General features: G+C 74.5%; 14 protein-coding genes. 10 read left to right on the plus strand and 4 right to left on the minus strand.

The features are described from left to right. Window positions 1-153: 153 nt before the first annotated feature. From ACFWJ4_RS31940 to ACFWJ4_RS31965, 6 genes are all read left to right on the plus strand, one after another. Window positions 154-2,058 (plus strand): ATP-binding protein, encoded by a 1,905-nt coding sequence (locus tag ACFWJ4_RS31940; protein ID WP_359910382.1) that lies wholly within the window; start codon window positions 154-156, stop codon window positions 2,056-2,058. 61 nt (window positions 2,059-2,119) lie between these two features. After that, window positions 2,120-4,489 (plus strand): hypothetical protein, encoded by a 2,370-nt coding sequence (locus tag ACFWJ4_RS31945; RefSeq protein WP_380550230.1) that lies wholly within the window; start codon window positions 2,120-2,122, stop codon window positions 4,487-4,489. A gap of 196 nt (window positions 4,490-4,685) precedes the next feature. Beyond that, window positions 4,686-5,339: a VTT domain-containing protein gene (locus tag ACFWJ4_RS31950; protein WP_359910387.1), complete on the plus strand. Its 654-nt coding sequence runs from the start codon at window positions 4,686-4,688 to the stop codon at window positions 5,337-5,339. Between the two features lie 206 nt (window positions 5,340-5,545). After that, window positions 5,546-7,276: a threonine/serine exporter ThrE family protein gene (locus tag ACFWJ4_RS31955; protein ID WP_380550233.1), complete on the plus strand. Its 1,731-nt coding sequence runs from the start codon at window positions 5,546-5,548 to the stop codon at window positions 7,274-7,276. 113 nt (window positions 7,277-7,389) lie between these two features. Next, a complete protein-coding gene (locus tag ACFWJ4_RS31960) occupies window positions 7,390-8,463 on the plus strand; it encodes a hypothetical protein (protein WP_380550235.1) in 1,074 nt (357 codons plus the stop codon). Window positions 8,464-8,749: 286 nt separating this feature from the next. Further along, complete coding sequence (locus ACFWJ4_RS31965) at window positions 8,750-10,024, plus strand: C40 family peptidase (RefSeq protein WP_380550238.1); 1,275 nt, start codon at window positions 8,750-8,752, stop codon at window positions 10,022-10,024. A 177-nt stretch (window positions 10,025-10,201) separates the two neighbouring features. Here ACFWJ4_RS31965 and ACFWJ4_RS31970 read toward each other — a convergent pair whose 3' ends face one another. Further along, window positions 10,202-10,525, minus strand: coding sequence for a hypothetical protein (locus ACFWJ4_RS31970; RefSeq protein WP_359910399.1), 324 nt, complete (start codon window positions 10,523-10,525; stop codon window positions 10,202-10,204). 124 nt (window positions 10,526-10,649) lie between these two features. Between ACFWJ4_RS31970 and ACFWJ4_RS31975 the strand changes: the two genes are divergently transcribed. Together ACFWJ4_RS31975 and ACFWJ4_RS31980 are read left to right on the plus strand one after the other, a co-directional pair. Beyond that, window positions 10,650-11,171, plus strand: a complete 522-nt coding sequence (locus tag ACFWJ4_RS31975; RefSeq protein ID WP_380550241.1) for a GNAT family N-acetyltransferase — start codon at window positions 10,650-10,652, stop codon at window positions 11,169-11,171. Between the two features lie 40 nt (window positions 11,172-11,211). After that, window positions 11,212-12,492, plus strand: a complete 1,281-nt coding sequence (locus tag ACFWJ4_RS31980; RefSeq protein WP_380550243.1) for a GNAT family N-acetyltransferase — start codon at window positions 11,212-11,214, stop codon at window positions 12,490-12,492. Between the two features lie 61 nt (window positions 12,493-12,553). Here ACFWJ4_RS31980 and ACFWJ4_RS31985 read toward each other — a convergent pair whose 3' ends face one another. Continuing rightward, window positions 12,554-13,372 (minus strand): TetR family transcriptional regulator, encoded by an 819-nt coding sequence (locus ACFWJ4_RS31985; RefSeq protein ID WP_380550246.1) that lies wholly within the window; start codon window positions 13,370-13,372, stop codon window positions 12,554-12,556. A 180-nt stretch (window positions 13,373-13,552) separates the two neighbouring features. On the opposite strand from ACFWJ4_RS31985, the gene ACFWJ4_RS31990 reads away from it, so the two are divergent. Further along, window positions 13,553-14,134, plus strand: coding sequence for a GNAT family N-acetyltransferase (locus ACFWJ4_RS31990; protein WP_380550249.1), 582 nt, complete (start codon window positions 13,553-13,555; stop codon window positions 14,132-14,134). A gap of 73 nt (window positions 14,135-14,207) precedes the next feature. Here ACFWJ4_RS31990 and ACFWJ4_RS31995 read toward each other — a convergent pair whose 3' ends face one another. Beyond that, window positions 14,208-14,861, minus strand: coding sequence for an Appr-1-p processing protein (locus ACFWJ4_RS31995; protein ID WP_380550252.1), 654 nt, complete (start codon window positions 14,859-14,861; stop codon window positions 14,208-14,210). Window positions 14,862-14,870: 9 nt separating this feature from the next. Next, the gene (locus ACFWJ4_RS32000; protein WP_380550255.1) at window positions 14,871-16,229 is read right to left on the minus strand and encodes an MFS transporter; all 1,359 of its coding nucleotides are present in this window, start codon (window positions 16,227-16,229) and stop codon (window positions 14,871-14,873) included. A gap of 114 nt (window positions 16,230-16,343) precedes the next feature. Between ACFWJ4_RS32000 and ACFWJ4_RS32005 the strand changes: the two genes are divergently transcribed. After that, on the plus strand, window positions 16,344-16,975 hold a 632-nt coding region (locus ACFWJ4_RS32005; RefSeq protein ID WP_380550258.1), incomplete at its 3' end, for a LysR family transcriptional regulator.

Consider the following 16,975-nt stretch of genomic DNA (forward strand, 5'->3'; position numbering starts at 1 on the left):
TGCGGTGGACGAACTCCACCGAACGGGTGGCAATTCCCCCGATGGGGGAGGATCGGTCAATTCGGAGTTGACGGTATTCCGTCATTCCGTCAGGAGGGTGCCGAAGAAGAAAGAAATGGTCGCCAGATAGTCGCACTGGCACACTGGGGACCCATGTCTGATGGTGCCCCGCCCGAGCCCACCCCCGCCGAGGAGCTGCGCACGACCGAGGTCGATCTCGGCGGCCTGGTGAACGTCCTCGCCACCCACCTCTACTCCACCCCGCTGGTCGCCCTGCGCGAACTCGTCCAGAACGCGCACGACTCGCACACCCGCCGGCTCCTGGAGGACCCGGACGGCGACCACCGTCCGCTGATCCGGGTGCGCGCCGACGCCGCCCGGCGGACCGTCGCGATCGAGGACACCGGCGCCGGCCTCACCGAACCCGAGATCCACTCCTACCTGGCCACCGTCGGCACCGGCTACACCCGGATGCTGCGCGAACTGACCGGCAACCAGGAGCTGATCGGCGCCTTCGGCCTGGGCTTCCTCTCCGCCTTCTCGGTCGCCGACGAGGTCACCGTCACCACCACCTCGCACCGCGAACCGCACCTCGGCCACCGCTACCGCAGCCGCGGCGGCGAGCAGTACCGGGTCGAGCCGGTGCCCGCCCGGCCCCGCCCGGGCACGGTGGTCGAGCTGACCCTCAAGGCCGAGCACGCCCACCTCGCCGACGAGGACGTGCTGCGCGACGTGCTCACCCGCTACTGCGTCCTGCTGCCGGTCCCGGTCCACCTCGGGGACGACGAGCAGCCGGTCAACTCCGTCGAGGTGCCCTGGCGCCACCCCTCCGACGGCGACCAGTACGCCGCCCGGATGCGCTTCGCCGCCGCCTTCGGCCGCCGCTTCGAGCCGCTCACCGCCTTCCCGGTCCACCCGGTCGAGGACGTCACCGATGCGGTAGGCCTGCTCTGGGTCCAGGACGGCGGCACCTACGGCAGCAGCGACAACCGTGACCTCGCCGTCTACCTGCGCGGCATGCTGCTCGCCGAGGACGCCCGCGACCTGCTGCCCCGCTGGGCCGGGTTCATCGGCGGCGTGGTCGAGTCCAACCGGCTCACCCCCACCGCCAGCCGCGAGGACCTCCAGCGCGACGAGCACTACCACGCGCTGCGCAAGGCCCTCACCGACGCCATCGTGGACGGCCTCTACGAGACCGCCCGGCTGCGGCCCGCCGCGTGGCGCCGCATCCTCGCCCGGCACGGCAACGACCTGCTCGGTGCCGCGCTCTGCGACGACCGGCTGTTCACCCTGCTCGCCGACGACGTCCCGGTGCCCACCTCGCAGGGCGACCTCACGGCCGGCGCGCTGCGCGCGGCGGGAGGCGGCGCGGTGCACGTCGCGCTCGGCAGCGGCGGCGGCTTCGAGGAGATGCTGTACCGGGCGATGCGGGTGCCGATCGCCCGCGGCGACCGCTACGCCGTCCTGCCGTTCCTGCGCCGCTACGCCCAGCTGCGCGGCTGCCGGGTGGTCGAGCTGGGCAGCGAGCAGGGCGACCGCGAGCTGTTCCGCGACCCGGAGCGCCCGCTGCCGGAGCACGAGTCGGCCTGGCTGGCCGGCGCCCTCGCCGACCCGGGCGAGCAGCTCGTCCCGGCCCGCTTCGACCCGCCCGGCCTGCCGCTGGTGCTGGTGCCGGACCGCGAGGCCGAGCTGAAGGCCCGGATCGAGGACGACCGGGCGGACGCCCGGATACCCTCGGCCGCCCTGCGGCTGGCCCGCGCCTTCACCGCCCGCACCGACGGCGAGGTCCGGGCCCGGCTCTACCTCAACCTGGCCAGCCCGGCGGTCCGGGACCTGCTGGCCGCCTACCGCGGCGGGCACACCGGCAGCGCGACCGCCGCCGGGCTGCTCCGCTCGATCAAGGTGATCATGGCCGCGGCCTCGTCCGGACCGTCCGAGGGCGACCTCACCGCCGCGCTGGCCGGCATCGGCACCGCGGTCTCCGCCCTGACCGCCGCCGTGCCGGCCGGTCTGCCGGAGGTCCCGGACAGCCCCGGGGCGCTCTCGGAGGAGCGGTGACGGACGGATTGTCAGTGGGGTGCGGTAGACACCTCATCAGCACGACGCAGGGGGAGCAGGCATGACCACCGACATCTGGGCCTGGGTGCGCGACACCCACCGGCAGCTGGCCGAGGCCGGCCACCACCGGCTGGCCGACGCCATCGTCGAGCTGCCCGAGCACGCCACCGAGGGGCGCAACGAGCAGCTCGACGCGCTCTACCCGGAGGCCGTGGCCGCCGCCCGGGCGCTCGGCCTGCCCTGGGTCGAGGTCTACCTGCGGCACTGGCGGATGCAGAACCTGCTGAACAAGCGCCAGCAGGGCGAGGCGGTGCTGCCCGAGGCGGTCGACCTGCTGGACTTCGCGCACCGGGAGGAGACGGCGAACTGCCCGCAGTCCGTCTGCGTGGTGCAGGACTTCGCGATCTGCCACGCCCGGGTCGACGGGCCGGGGTACGTGGCCGAGCGGCTCGCCGTGGTCGGCGAGACGCTGGACCGGATCGAGCCCGACCGGGCCTGCTACGACTGCCTGTCCCGCGAGTACTCCGACGCCCTGGAGGACGACGGCCGGGCGGCCGAGGCGCTGGACCACCTGGACTCCGCGGCCAACCGGATGCGGGCGGCCGGCCAGCCGGTCTCGCTCCGCTTCCACCAGGCCCGGGCCGGCACCCTGCACCTGCTGGGCCGGCACGAGGAGGTGCTGGAGCTGCTGGCGACGGCCGAGCGGGCCGAGCAGACGCAGGGGCGCCGGCTGGACGAGCGCGACCAGCGCTGGGGCGCCCTGCTGCGGGCCCGCGCGCTCGCCTCGCTCGGCCGCACCGAGGAGGCGCTCGCCCTGCTGCCCGAGCGGGCCGAGGCCGAACGGCACGCCGACCTGCGCACCGCCTGGACGCAGACGGTCGAGCTGCTGGTCGCGGCCGGGGCCCGGGAGAACGACGCCGAACTGGGCGCCGTCCTGGCCGGCTGGGTCGGCTACCTGGACGGCGTCGGCGCGCACCGCCCGTGCGTGGACCTGCTGCTGGCGGCGGGGCGGCTCGCGCTCGCCCGCGGTGCCCGTACGGTGGCGCTCACCCTCGCCGCGACCGGGGAGCGCAAGCTCACCCGGCTGCGGCGCACCGAAGGCGTGTCGGAGCAGGTCGCGGCGCTGCGCGCGGCCGCCGAGGCACTGCCGGAGCCCGAGCTGCCCGTCCCGCCGGGCGAGCTGACGGCGCACCTGGCCGAGGTCCGGGTGCCCTACGAGACCGGCGCCGACCTGCTCTCCGTCGCCCTGGACCGGTACCGGGGTGAGCAGGCCGGCGCCACCGGACTGGCGGTGCTCCTGGCCACCGTGCTGGGCGGCCTCGGCCACGCCCGCGCCGCGGCCGACCTGCTGTGGCGGTACCTGGAGGACGACCCGGCCGACCGCGAGCTGACCGGCGCGCTCGGCGAGATGCTGATCGAGGCCCGGGACGCCGAGGGCATCCGCCGCCTCGCCGACCGGGTGGCCGTCTCGGCCCCGGCCGACGGGCACTGGATACGCGCCCGCTGGGCCGCCGCCGAGGGCCGCTGGGCCGAGGCGCTGGAGCAGTGCCGGGCGATCCTGGTGCTGGACGACGAGGTGATCAACACCCGTCGCCTCGCCGCCCACGCCGCGACCGAGCTGGGCGACCACGCCACCGCGCAGCGGATGTACCTGGAACTGCTGGAGCGCGCGGCGCCGGCCGCGGACACCGCCGAGGACTCCGCCGAGGAGGACGGCCACCGGGCGGTCCGGGAGCCGGACCTGTGGCACCTGATCACCGCGGCCACCGCCAACCGGGACTGGGCGGTGGTCCGCTCCACCGGCGCGCTGCTCGACATCGAGTTCGACGAGCCCGAGGGCCCGGTGGACGAGGAGTGGCAGCTGGTCACCGTCCGGGCCACCCGCACCAACGGCGCGACGTCCGACCTGCCCGCCCTGCGGACCGGCCCGGCCACCGCCCGCATCCTGCCCGTGCTCGGGGACGACCTGACGCTCAACCACGGCGACGTGGTGGTCTTCGCCCCGGCCCTGCTGGAGCGCCCGCCGGCCGAGGACGCGCCCGAGGAGGAGCGGCAGCGCTGGCGCCCGGTGTTCGAGCTGCTCACCCTGCTCGACCCGGCCGGGTACACCACCTACTGGATCGACGGCGGCTGGCCCGGCGACGAGCCGTGGTCGGCCCTGCGGGACGAGCTGCACGGGGCGGGGTACGCGGTCTGGGTGTACAGCGGGGACCAGTACCGGATCACCGACCCGGCGGACGGCGGCGACACCCTGCCCGGTGTCTACGCGGCCCTCGGCGTCCCGCCGACCGCCTCGGCCGCCGAGGCCGACGCCCTGCTGCTGCGGCTGACCGACGGCTGGGCCCACCCACTCGCCTGGGCGGAGCTGGCCAAGGCGGCCGGCGCGGCCCCCGCCCGGCACGAGGAGATCGTCGAGCGCTACGGGCTCTGACCGTCCTCGACCGCGCGGCCCCGGCGGGCCGGCCCCTCCGGGCCCCCGCCGGGGCCGCGCGCGTTCCCGGCCGTCCCGCGCGCTCCGTGCCCGGCCGTGTGCGGGACGGCCCGGGAACCATTCCGCCTCCAGCCGAGTCTTTGTCAATGCTTTACTGTTTCATTGCCAAGACTCGACCTCCCGGAGTGCCCGCACCGTGACCAGCCTCGCCCTCGGCCCGTCCTGGCTCGATCCGACCACCCTGATCTCCACCTTCGGCCTGATCGGCATCCTGGCCATCGTCTTCGCCGAGTCCGGCCTGCTGATCGGCTTCTTCCTGCCGGGTGACTCGCTGCTGTTCACCACCGGCCTGCTGGTGGCCGGCGGCACCTACCTGCACCAGCCGCTCTGGCTGGTCTGCGCGCTGATCGTGGTCGCCGCGGTGGCCGGGGACCAGGTCGGCTACCTCTTCGGCCGCAAGGTCGGCCCGAGCCTCTTCCGCCGTCCCGACTCCCGGGTCTTCAAGCAGGAGAACGTCGAGAAGGCCGCCGCCTTCTTCGACCGGCACGGCCCCAAGGCGATCGTGCTGGCCCGCTTCGTGCCGATCGTGCGCACCTTCACCCCGATCGTCGCCGGGGTGAGCAGGATGAACTACCGCGGCTTCGTGGTGTTCAACCTGGTCGGTGGCGTGCTGTGGGGCGGCGGCGTCACCGTGCTCGGCTACTTCCTGGGGCAGATCCCGTTCGTCCGGGACAACATCGAGGCCATCCTGGTCGGCATCGTGCTGGTCTCGGTGATCCCGGTGGCGATCGAGCTGCTGCGGGCGCGCCGCTCCGGCGCGGCGTCCGCCACCCGCCACCGCGCCGGGTAGGCGTCCGCCGCTCCGGCCACGGGACGCCGCGTACATGTGCGTCCGGCTGTTCGATCAGGCAAGGTGTAACCCGAGATCGAGCGGTGGCCGGAGGCCGCCAGGGGTGGCAAGGAGCGGAAGTGCCTAAGCGGGGCCGACCGGGTACGGGCAAGCGGGCGAGGGGGGGCCGGGCGGTCCGACAGGCGCGGCAGGCACCCCCGAAGCCGGTGCACCCCGCCGACGCCCCGCCCACCGAGGGCCTGCTCGGCTACCCCGCCCCGCCGGTCGAGCCCACCACCGTCGTCCCGCTCGCCCTGCCCGTTCCGGAGACCAAGGGCCTGCTGGCCCCTGAGCCCGAGCCCGAGCCGGTACCCGGGCCGGCGGTCCGTGCCGCGACCGGACCGGCCGAGACCGAGCGCCCGGCCCGTCGCCGTTCGGTCGCCGAGGACACCCTCACCCCCGAGGAGTGGCGGGCGGCCGGATACACCCCGCCCACCGGCATCCCGGTCCCGGACCTCACCGCCGGCGCCCCCGGTGAGGCGCCCTGGCCGGACCGGATGCGCACCCTGCTGCGCACCCCGATGTCCGAGCGGCCCGCCTTCGAGCGCACCGCCCGCGAAATGCACCCCTCCGCGTCCGTCACCCGCAACGTCCCGCGCATCCTCGACCTGACGCTGCGCATCGGCGAGCTGCTGCTGGCCAGCGGCGAGGCAGCCGAGGACGTCGAGGCGGCGATGCTCGGCATCGCGCACGCCTACCGGCTGGACCGCTGCGAGCCGCAGGTCACCTTCACCCTGATCGGCATCTCGTACCAGCCCTCGCTGGTCGAGCCGCCGGTCACCGCCGACCGCGTGGTGCGCCGCCGGACCTCCGACTACACCCGGCTCGACGCGGTGTACGCGCTGGTCGCGGACATCACCGCGGAGAACGTGACGGTCAACGACGCCTACCGCAGGCTCGCGCTGATCCGCCGCAACCGGCACCCGTACCCCGCCTGGTTCCTCGCCCTGACCACCGGCCTGCTGGCCGGCGCGGCGACCTTCCTGGTCGGCGGGCGGGTGGACGACAAGGCCTGGCTGGTGTTCGCGAGCGCCTTCGTCGCGGCCGTCCTGGGCGACCGGCTGGCCTCCGCGCTGGCCCGGCGCCGGCTGCCGGAGTTCTACCAGTTCGTGGCGGCCGCTATGCCGGCCGCCGCCTCCGGCATCATCCTCTCGCTCAACGACTGGGGCCTGCGCGGCTCGGTCGTGATCACCGGTGGCCTGTTCGCCCTGCTGCCCGGGCGCGCCCTGGTCGCCGCCGTGCAGGACGGCCTGACCGGCTTCTACATCACCGCCGCGGCCCGTCTGCTGGAAGTGATCTACCTGGTCGCGGGCATCGTGATCGGGGTGATGGTGATCCTCTACCTGGGCGTCGGCTTCGAGGCGAACCTGCGCCCGGACGAGAGCCTGGTGGGCGTCAACTACCCGCCGGTCCAGATGGTCGCCGCGATGCTGCTGACCCTGGCCTTCGCGACGCTGCTCCAGACCGACCGTCGCACGCTGGCCCTGGTCACCGTCAACAGCGGCATCGGCTGGGCCAGCTACGGTGCGCTGGTGTACAACGCGGGCGTCAACCCGATCGCGGCGACCGGCGTGGCGGCCGGGTTGGTCGGCCTCTTCGGCCAGCTGATGGCGCGCTACCGCAACGGGTCGGCGCTGCCGTACGTGACCGCCGCGATCGGTCCGCTGATGCCCGGTTCGGCGCTCTACCTCGGGATGCTCGCCTTCGCCCAGGGGCACTCCAGCGCCGGCCTGGTGTCGGTCTTCCGGGCGGCGGCGATCGCGATGGCGCTGGCGGTCGGGGTGAACCTGGGCGGGGAGATCGCCCGGCTGTTCCTGAAACTGCCGGTCGGCGCCGAGCGCCCATCGCTCTACCCGGTCGTGCCGCGCCGGGCGGCCAAGCGCACTCGAGGGTTCTGACCGGACGTCGGGCCGGACGCCGGGCCGGTGCCGGGGCGATGCGGTCCCCGGGCCCCGGCCCCGGGCCCCGTCACGGCAGGCAGGACGCAGGACCAGGAACGAAGGTAAGACCCATGACGACACTGCTGGACGGCTACCGCGAGCACATCGTCGCCGCGCACAAGCAACCGCTGTTCCTGCTGCTGGTCGGATTCATCACCTCTTTCGTCTTCATCCGGTTCAGCGTCCGGATGATCCGCGCTCAGGTGCGCTGGTGGCCGGGCAACGTGACCCCGGGCGGCCTGCACATCCACCACATGGTGTTCGGCCTGGGCTTCCTGCTGGTCGGCGGCATCGGGGTGTTCGCCACCTACGGCGGGCACCCGTGGATCGACGTGTTCGGCCTGGCCTTCGGCATCGGCTGCGGCCTGGTGCTGGACGAGTTCGCGCTGATCCTGCACCTGGACGACGTGTACTGGAGCGAACAGGGCCGCAAATCGGTGGACGCGGTGATCTTCGGCATCCTGTTCACCTCCCTGCTGCTGGTCGGGTACGTGCCGCTCGGCGTGGTGCCCGGCGAGGAGACCAGGTGGGGCCTGATCACGATCATCTCGGTGAACTCGCTGGCCTCGGTGATCACCCTGCTCAAGGGGAAGGTGTGGACCGGCCTGCTCGGGATCATGGTCCCCGGCCTGTCCTGGATCGGGGCGATCCGGCTGGCCCGCCCGAGCAGCCCGTGGGCCCGCTGGCGGTACGCCGCGCGCCCCCGCCGCCGGGCGCGTGCGCTGCGGCGCGAGCGCCTGCTGCACCGGCGCGCGGACCGGGCCCGCACCTGGCTTTTCGACCTGATCGCCGGCGCCCCCGACAAGGTGCCCGCCAGCCACCCGGCGGCGCACCGGGTGGCCGAGCGGATGGCCGCCCGGGCCAGCGCCCACCTCGACGCGCACGCCGCCCGGGCGCTGGCCCGCCGTCAGGCCCGGCTGGCCGACCGCCGTTCGGCGGCCGCCGCCGGGACGGCCCGGGGCGCGGCGGACCCGGCGCTCGGGTCGGCCGAGGCCGGTCCGGACCGCTCCCGCCTGGCGCAGCAGCGCCGTCGTACCGTCCGGGCCGGGCGCAGCCGGGTCTTCGCGGTGGGGCCGACCGGGCTGGAGAGCCGGCCGGAGCGGCACCACCGGCTGCGCACCCACACCCGTCGGATCGGCCGGTAGTCCGGCCCTGCGCTTGGGTCCCGGTCCGTTTCCCCGTCCGGTTTCCTGCCCGCCCCGCTGTCCGGCCGGAGCCGAGGCTTGGTCAGATCATTCGATGGTCACCCGACCGGCGGAGCACTTTCCGGGCGTGAAGGCCGCCGGAATTGAGAACATGAGCATCATATGACCGTTCTGTCACGTGATGGGATGATTCATCGGATCCCCGCCGACCCCCGGGCCACCGACCGCCCGTACGCCGCGCGCCGTCCGACGCCGTCCCCTCCGGACCCGTCAGAAGGGATGTCGCGTGGCGCGCAGGATCCTGCCGACCCTCCTGTTGTCCCTCACCGCCCTGCTCGGGCTGCTCCCCGCCGCCCAGGCCGCCCCGGCCGACCCCGAACCGACGGCCGGCCGGGCCGTGAGCGAGGACCCGTACCCGACCACCGAGGAGATCGACCGGGCCCGGGCCGAGGCCGAGGGCAAGGCCTCCTCGGCCGCCGCCCTGGAGGCCGCGCTCACCGCCGCCCGCACCGAGCTGGACCGGGCCGGGCGCACCGCCGAACAGGCCGTCGAGGCCTACAACGGCGCCCGGCTCGCCCTCACCCGGGCCCGCGCCGAGGAGGCCGCCGCCGCGCAGCGCGCCGCCGCCGCCGAGACCGAGCGGGCGGCCGCCGCCGATGACGCGGCCCGGCTCGCGGCCGAGACGTACCGGCAGGGCGCGGGTGCCGAACTGTCCGCCCTCAACGCCCTGCTCGGCGCCCACGGCGCGCGCGACGCGGGCGACCGCGCCGCCGCGGTCGGCCAGGTCAGCGAGCGCACCCGGCAGATCCTGGACGCCGCCACCTCCACCGCGGCCGCCGCCCGCGGCGCCTCCGCCGCCGCCCGGGCCGCCACCGAGGCCGCCGGGAAGGCCGCCGCCGAGGTCGGCGCGGCCAAGGTCGGGGCGGAGCAGCGGCTGGCCGCCCAGCAGGACGAGGTGGCCGCCGCCGGGCGGCGCCGCGAGCAACTGCTGGCCGAGCTGGCCGCCGCCCGGAACACCACCGTCGAGCTGGAGCGCCGGCGCCGCGAGGCCCTGGAGGAGATCGCCGCCCAGGAGGCCGAGGCCGCCGCCCGCGCCGCCGCCGAGCAGGCCGCCCGGGAGGCCGAGGCCGCGGCGGCAGCGGCCGCCGCTGCTACCAGGGCCCACCCCGCACCGCCCCCCGCCCGCCCGTGGTCCGCCGAGGGCGCGGCCGCCGCCATCGCCTTCGCCAAGTCCAAGATCGGCCTGCCCTACATCTGGGGCGGCGAGGGCCCGGGCGGCTACGACTGCTCCGGACTGACGATGATGGCCTGGCGCGAGGGCGGCCGGCAGCTCAACCACTTCGCCGCCGACCAGTACGCCCAGAGCACCCCGATCGGCTACCGCCAGCTGCGCCCCGGCGACCTGGTCTTCTGGACCGACACCGGGCGTGCCGCCGACATCCACCACGTCGGGCTCTACATCGGCGACGACCAGATGATCGAGGCCCCGCGGGTCGGCATGCCGGTCAAGCAGGCCAGCCTCTGGATCATGGGGACCCCGGACTTCTACGCCCGCCCCTGACGCCCGGGCCGGCGAGTGCCGGTCAGCACCTCGACGGGGTGCGACCGGCCCCGCCCCCTCGGCGGCGGCCACGAGGACCGGGCCGAGCGCGACCAGGGCGTCCCCGGAGCCGGTTCGGCGCGAGGTCTTCGGCACCGAGGGCGTCCGGGAGGCCGAGCCGGCCGCCGCCCCACCTGGCTACCGGCCGGCCACGGCGGCCACCGCCCGACGGCTGTCGCGCAGCCGCACCACTGTCCAGCCCCAGAGCGCGGCGACCGGGAGCGACACGAGGAAGACGGCGAACGCGCCGCCGACCCGGCCGATCATCTCGGAGTCGCAGACCTCGGCCAGGTGGAAGCCGGTCGGCTGGTAGAAGGCCGGTGAGCCGCACAGCCCGTTGCCCGGAGCGAGGACCAGCCAGAGCGCCCAGAGCCACCCGGCCACGGTCAGCCCGCCGACCAGCTTCGCCGTCAGCGCCCGGCCCTCGTACTCCTTCAGCCTGCGGACGTACTCGTCCTCCATGGTTCCCCCCGAAGCGGATCGTCTGTACCTGAACCGGCACGAGGATGCCAGGCGGGCCCGCCCGGACGCCACTGTCGGTGGGGCGCGCTAGCGTGACCGCGCTAACCGGCACTGAGGAGGCGTCGTGCGACTGCGGGATGTTCGGGCGGGGGACGCGGAGGCGTACGTCCGGATGCGCTGCGACCCGGTGATGATGGCCGAACTCGGCGGCCCGTTGCCCCGGGCGCGGGTGGAGGAGCGGCTGCGCAGGGACCTGGCCCTGGTGGCCGGGGACAGCTCCTGGATCAGGATGATCGTGCCGGACGGCGCGCAGGACGGAGAGGCGGCGGGCACCGTCACGCTCTGGTCGGACCAGGAGGACGGCGAGAGCTTCTCCGAGATCGGCTGGATGGTGCTGCCCGAGTACCAGGGGCGCGGCCTCGCCAAGGCGGCGGTCCGCAGGGTGCTGGACGCCGCCGCCGAGGACGGCCGCTGGGGCGAGGTGCACGCCAACCCGGGGACCACCAACGGACCGTCCAACGGGATCTGCCGGGCGCTCGGATTCCGGCTGGTCGGCGAGCGGGACCTGGACTTCGCGGACCGCGTCCTGCGCACCAACCACTGGGTGGTGGTGCCCGGCGAGCACCACGGGTCGGGCACGGAATAATTCGGATGCCACCCCCGGAGGGCCGCCGTACGGTGACCCCATGGGCAACAGCATCGATCACACGGACGTCGACAGCGTGAGCGGGCTCCAGGTCCGGGCCGTCTCGGTGGACGAGGTGGCGGAGTGGAACCGGGCGCTCAACTTCGGCTTCCTGCGCCCCCACGTGGCCGTCGCGGAGGACCTGCGCCGCCGGCAGTGGGAGCCGGGCCGGATGCTGGCCGGCTTCGACGGCGAGCGACAGATCGCCACCTTCCGCAGCTTCGACACCGAACTGACCGTCCCCGGCGGGTCCGTCGTCACGGCCGACGCCGTCACCAACGTCACGGTGAGCTCCACCCACCGCCGGCGCGGCCTGCTCAGCGCGATGATGCGCCGGGACCTCGCGGCCGCGGCCGAGCGCGGCTGCGCGGTCGCCGTCCTGATGGCCGCCGAGTACAACATCTACGGCCGGTTCGGCTTCGGTCCGGCCACCCACGGCAGCGGCTGGAGGATCGACCTGCGCCGCACCCGCGGTCTGCGCGAGGGCCTGCTGGGCGTCCCCGGCGGCCGGATCGACTTCGTGACCATGGCGGAGCTGCGCGAGCTGGGCGCGGACCTGTACGAGCGCTGGCGGCGCACCCAGCCGGGCGCGATCGAGCGCGACGCGCTCTGGTGGGAGCGCACCAGCGGCGAAGTCCGCACGTCCGGTGACGACTTCAAGGAGCCGTTCGCCGCCGTCCACCGGGATGCCGCCGGCACGGTCACCGGCCTGGTGCTCTACCGGATCGACCCCAAGTGGGACGGTGCCTACCCCGACGGCACGCTCTCCGTGGACGAGTTCATCGCCCTAGACCTGCCCACCGCCGTCGAACTCTGGCGCCTGGTGCTGTCGGTGGACTGGGTGGCCCGGGTCGAGGTGCGCAACCTCGGCCCGGACGACCCGCTGCCGCTGCTGCTCCAGGACCCGCGCGCGGCCACCCCGCACGAGGACAACGGAGACCTCGTCTGGGTGCGGGTGCTGGACGTCGAGGCCGCGTTCCGCGCCCGCAGCTACGGCGCCCCCGGCCGGGTGGTGCTGGAGGTCGACGACAAGCTGGGCTACGCCTCCGGCCGTTGGACGCTGGAGACGGCCGAGGACGGCACCGGCCGCTGCACCCGGACCACGGACGACGCCGACCTCGCGCTCGGAGCCTCGGAGTTGGGCTCGCTCTACCTGGGCGCGGAGACGGCGTCGAGGCTGGCCGCGGCCGCCCTGGTCGGCGAGCTGCGCCCGGGGGCGGCGGCCGCCGCGGACCTGCTGCTGCGCACCCCGGTGCGGGCCTGGACGCCGACCGAGTTCTGAGCCCGTTCCAACACCAAAGGCCGGCCCGTTCGCGGGCCGGCCTCCGGTGCTGCCGCGGGCGCTACTTGACCGCCGTCTTGCCGATGGTGGGCAGGATGAAGTCCTGGATCAGGCCCTTGGCGTCGCGGACGATCGGCCGGAACACCCGGTAGCGCGAGAGGTTGATCACCCGGGCCGCCATGGGGGTGGACCGGCGGACGAACTCCCGCGTCCGCTCGGTGTCCTCGGTCCGGTCGAAGACCCAGTAGAGGACCACGATCATCAGGTACAGCCAGAGCACGTCGGGCAGGAGCTCGACCAGTTCGGCGTCCAGTTTGGGCGCCAGTTCCGAGCCCTGGAGGACGTCACGGAACAGCTCGACCGCCGTCGCCCGGGCCGGGTGGGAATCGTTGGAGAACGGGCTCAGCGAGCTGGTCGGGTCCGCAGCCGTCCGGAAGAACTGCGCGGCGAACTCGTGGTACGGCGCGGCCGTGTCGAGCCAGGAGGTCAGCGCGATCTCCAGCCGCTCGGAGAAGTCCCGGGTGTGGGACATCCGGCGCTTGGCGTCGGCCGCGTGCTCGTAGGTCATCCGGTCGTAGAACCCCTGGATCAGGAATTCCTTCGCCGAGAAGTAGTAGTACGCGTTGCCCACCGAGACGCCGGCCTCGGTGGCGATGGCGCGCATGGTGGTCTTCTCGTAGCCCCGTTCCTGGAACAGCCGCATGGCGGTCTCCAGGATGAGGGCACGGGTCGCCTCACTCTTGTCGGTCTTGGGCTGGGCCCGGCCGCCGGGCAGTGCTCCGCCCTCCGGCCCGGTCCCGCTCCCCGGGTCGGGCGCGGCCGGAGCCCCGGCCGTGCCGTTCTCGCCGTCCGTTCGGTTCGTCGCTGCCAGGTCGTCCACGAGCACGAGCCTAGCCGGAGACGACGTTCCATCCGGTGTCGGTGTTCGTGGCACCGGATGCCCCCACCGCATCCGGTGCCACGGCGACCCCCCTCATTTCGAACGCGTTCAAAAGCTGAGCGATACTGTAGATGTATCGGTTGAACATGTTCAACTCCATCTCTGTGGGAGGCTGGTCACATGATCAGTTCAGGACTGACCGTCATCCGGCGCGGCGGAGTGCAGGACGCCGAGTCCGTCGCCGAGTTGCACGCCCACAGCTGGCGCACCACCTACCGGGGGATCGTCCCCGAGGCGGGACTGGGTGACGGGATGGTCGCCCAGCGACGCGAACTGTGGGCACTGCGCCTGGACACCGACTGCGCCGACTACGGCGGGCCGGAGAACACGCCCGAACTGCTGGTCGCCGAACGAGCGGGCGCGATGGTCGGATTCATCTACCTCGTCCCGCAGCCGGACGGCGGAGTGCTGATCGACAACCTGCACGTCCGCCCCGGCCTGAACGGCGGCGGCATCGGGCGCGAGCTGCTGACCGCGGCCCGCACCCATGTCGCCGAGCGGCACCCCGGGGCCGGACTCTCCCTGGAGGTGCTGCGGGACAACACCCGCGCGATCGCCTTCTACGAGCGCGAGGGTGCCGAGCGGGTCCGGGCGCAGGAGGGCGAGTTCCCCGGAGGGTTCCTGCTGCCCGAGTACGTGTACGCCTGGCCGGCCGCGCGCGTGGCGGTCGGGTCCGACCGGGCGGAGCCGGCGGACCGGTAGGAGCCGGTCGACGGAGCGATGGAGAGGCGCAAAGGCGGATCGGTGGAAGGGGAAGGCCTGCTGGAGCAGGCCGTCAGTCGACGTCGTAGACGGTCACCGGGACGCCCCGGGTCGTCAGCCGGGCGGTGACCAGCGGTTCGATCCGGTCCCACCGCCCGCCCGCCAGGCCGCAGCCGATCCGCGGCATGTGGACCGAGGCACCGAGTCGGAGCGCGTGCTCACCGAGCGCGGCCAGTCCGGTGTCGATCGCCTCGTACCGCACCGGCACCCCGGTCGAGCGCCCCGTGCGGATGCCGCGCTGGCCGACCAGGTTGGCCACCCAGACGTGCGGATCGACCGCCACCAGTTGGACGGCGCCCAGGCCGAAGTCGTTCTTCGCCCGCTCCCGGTGCCTACGGGCCTGTCTGCGGACTCCCGCCTGCGGGGCGACGCCGGGGCACGCACCTCGCCGCGTTGTCGTCGGTCGCCAATGCTCCGCAGTGGCTCCCTCCTCCGCCTTGCGATGCACGCACCCCAACGCCGCCCCGCCCGCCCTCCGGGCGAACGACGGGAGTCCGAAGACAGGCCCGGGCCGGTACGCGGCCTCGGGCTCGGGCCAGCGTCTGGAGAGCGCGAGCACGAAGCCCTTGCCCCAGCCGCCGAGGTCGTTGCAGACGTGCGCGACCACCTTCACGCCCTTGCCCTGGGGTGTGGTGGCATCGCCTCGGACGTACGTGATTTCCCCCATGCCTCGACGTTAGAGGGTGGGACTGACAATCTGCTCGGCATTTTCCGGCGCCCCGCTCGGCGCCCCGCTCGGCGCCCCGCCCAGCACTCCGCCCGGCACTCCACCCGGCGCCCCCTCGGGCGGTGCGGCCGCCGCCGCCCCGCGCGCCGTCAGGTGCCGGCGCCCCGCCAGCGCGATCAGCAGCGCGAGCCCGGCGGCCGCGGCGGGCAGGAGGTAGCCGGTCCCCGGAGCGGCCCGCTCCGCGACCGTCCCGGCGAGTGCCGCCCCGGCCGAGATGCCGACCACGATGCCTGACACCGCCATCGCCATGCCCTCGTTGAACTGCCGCTGCGGCAGCAGCTCCTGGACCAGCGTCATCCCGGTCACCATGGTCGGCGCGGTGGCGGTGCCGGCCGCGAACAGGGCCGTTCCGAGCAGCCCGAGCCCGGCCCCGCCCAGCCCGGCGGCGAGCGGCAGCAGCAGGACCGAGGCCATCGCGGTGGCGCCGAGCAGGAACCGCGTGCCCGGTGCCCGGCGCGGGGTCAGCAGCCCGAACAGCAGCCCCGCGACGCAGGAACCGGCCGCGAACAGGGCCAGCAGCAGTCCGGCGGAGGCCTTGTGGCCGAGCGCGTCGGCGTACGCCACGGTGGTGATCTCGGTCGCGCCGAAGACCGTGCCGGTCGCCAGGAAGGTCAGCACCAGCACCCGCAGCCCGGGCACCCGCAGCGGGGAGCCGTGCCGCGGTCCGGCCGGTTCCCGCCCCTGCGCCGGGGCGGGGGGCAGCGGGGGTTCGGTGCGCCGCTGGGCGGCGAACAGCAGGGCGCCGGTGGCGCCGAGGGTCCCGGCGGTGATCAGTCCGGCCTCGGGGGCGAGCGTGGTGCAGAGCAGCATGGCGAGCACCGGGCCGGCCATGAAGCAGAGTTCGTCCAGGGCCTGTTCGAAGGAGTTGGCCAGGTGCCGGGCGGCCGGGTCGTCCCGGTACAGGTGCGCCCAGCGGGAGCGGGCCATGCCGCCGAGGTTGGGTGCCGCCGAGCCGGCCGCGGAGCAGAGGAGGAGGGTCCACTCGGGTGCGCCGAGCCGGACGCAGAGCAGCAGCCCGGTCAGCGGAACGGCGTTGTACAGCGCGGCCGGTACCGTCACCCGCGCCTGCCCGTACCGGTCCACCAGCCGTCCGATCAGCGGCATCCCGACCGCGCCGGCGACCAGTCCGGCCGCCGAGACGGCCCCGGCCAGCCCGTACGAGCCGCGCCGCTCGGAGAGCAGCACCACCAGGGCGACGCCGTTCATCGACAGCGCCAGCCGGCCGAGCAGCCCGGTCAGGGTGAAGGCGACGGCGCCGGGGGCCGCGAACAGCCGTCGGTAGGAGGTGAGGACGGCGCGCGGGGGCATCGGGCTCCTGTGAGCAGGGGGAAGGGGGGTGCTCACAGCCTGGTGCCGGTGGCGGGCGGCCGTCCAACACCTGTTTCGCCGCACTCACAACACGCTGTTGTTAATCTGCCGTCCATGCCCCGTGACCTGCACCCCCGCCTGCTCCGCGGCTTCGTCGCGACCGCCGAGACCCTGCACTTCGGCCGGGCCGCGGAGCGGCTGCACACCGCCCAGCAGGCACTCAGCCGGGACGTCCGGACCCTGGAGGGGCAGCTCGGCGAAGCACTGTTCACCCGCACCACCCGCAACGTCGAACTCACCCCGGCCGGAAGGCGGTTGCTGCCCCGGGCGCGCGGGTTCCTCGCCCTGCACGACGAGATCCTCGCCGAGGCCGCGGCCGGATCCGGGGCCGCCGCCCGGCCGCTGCTGCTCGACCTCAACAGTGACGTCACCGGCCCGGACCTCACCGCCGACCGGGTGCTCGAACGGGCCCGGGCCGCCTGGCCGGAGGGCGAACTGCTGGCCCGCTTCCACGGCGGACTGGCCGCGGCGGCCGCCGAACTGCTGGCCCACCGGCTGGACGCCTCCTTCGGCCGCTTCGCCGGGCTGCCCGCCCCGGTGCGCGGTCGACTCGTCCAGCTGCCGGTGCGGTTGGAGCGGATCTCGGTGATGATGGCGGACACCCATCCGCTGGCCGACCGCTCCGTGCTGCGCCCGGCCGAGCTGGCGGGCCACCCCGTCGACGTCTGCGCGGGCAACCCGGCGAC

This window comes from Kitasatospora sp. NPDC127067 (assembly GCF_042724755.1).
GTDB classification, from domain to species: Bacteria; Actinomycetota; Actinomycetes; order Streptomycetales; family Streptomycetaceae; genus Kitasatospora; species Kitasatospora lactacystinica.

Coding starts and splice junctions, on each gene's coding strand:
- ACFWJ4_RS31945 (WP_380550230.1), top strand. CDS start 2,120: ATGACCACCGACATCTGGGCCTGGGTGCGCGACACCCACCGGCAGCTG.
- ACFWJ4_RS31940 (WP_359910382.1), top strand. CDS start 154: ATGTCTGATGGTGCCCCGCCCGAGCCCACCCCCGCCGAGGAGCTGCGC.
- ACFWJ4_RS32000 (WP_380550255.1), bottom strand. CDS start 16,229: ATGCCCCCGCGCGCCGTCCTCACCTCCTACCGACGGCTGTTCGCGGCC.
- ACFWJ4_RS31995 (WP_380550252.1), bottom strand. CDS start 14,861: ATGGGGGAAATCACGTACGTCCGAGGCGATGCCACCACACCCCAGGGC.
- ACFWJ4_RS31990 (WP_380550249.1), top strand. CDS start 13,553: ATGATCAGTTCAGGACTGACCGTCATCCGGCGCGGCGGAGTGCAGGAC.
- ACFWJ4_RS31970 (WP_359910399.1), bottom strand. CDS start 10,525: ATGGAGGACGAGTACGTCCGCAGGCTGAAGGAGTACGAGGGCCGGGCG.
- ACFWJ4_RS31960 (WP_380550235.1), top strand. CDS start 7,390: ATGACGACACTGCTGGACGGCTACCGCGAGCACATCGTCGCCGCGCAC.
- ACFWJ4_RS31980 (WP_380550243.1), top strand. CDS start 11,212: ATGGGCAACAGCATCGATCACACGGACGTCGACAGCGTGAGCGGGCTC.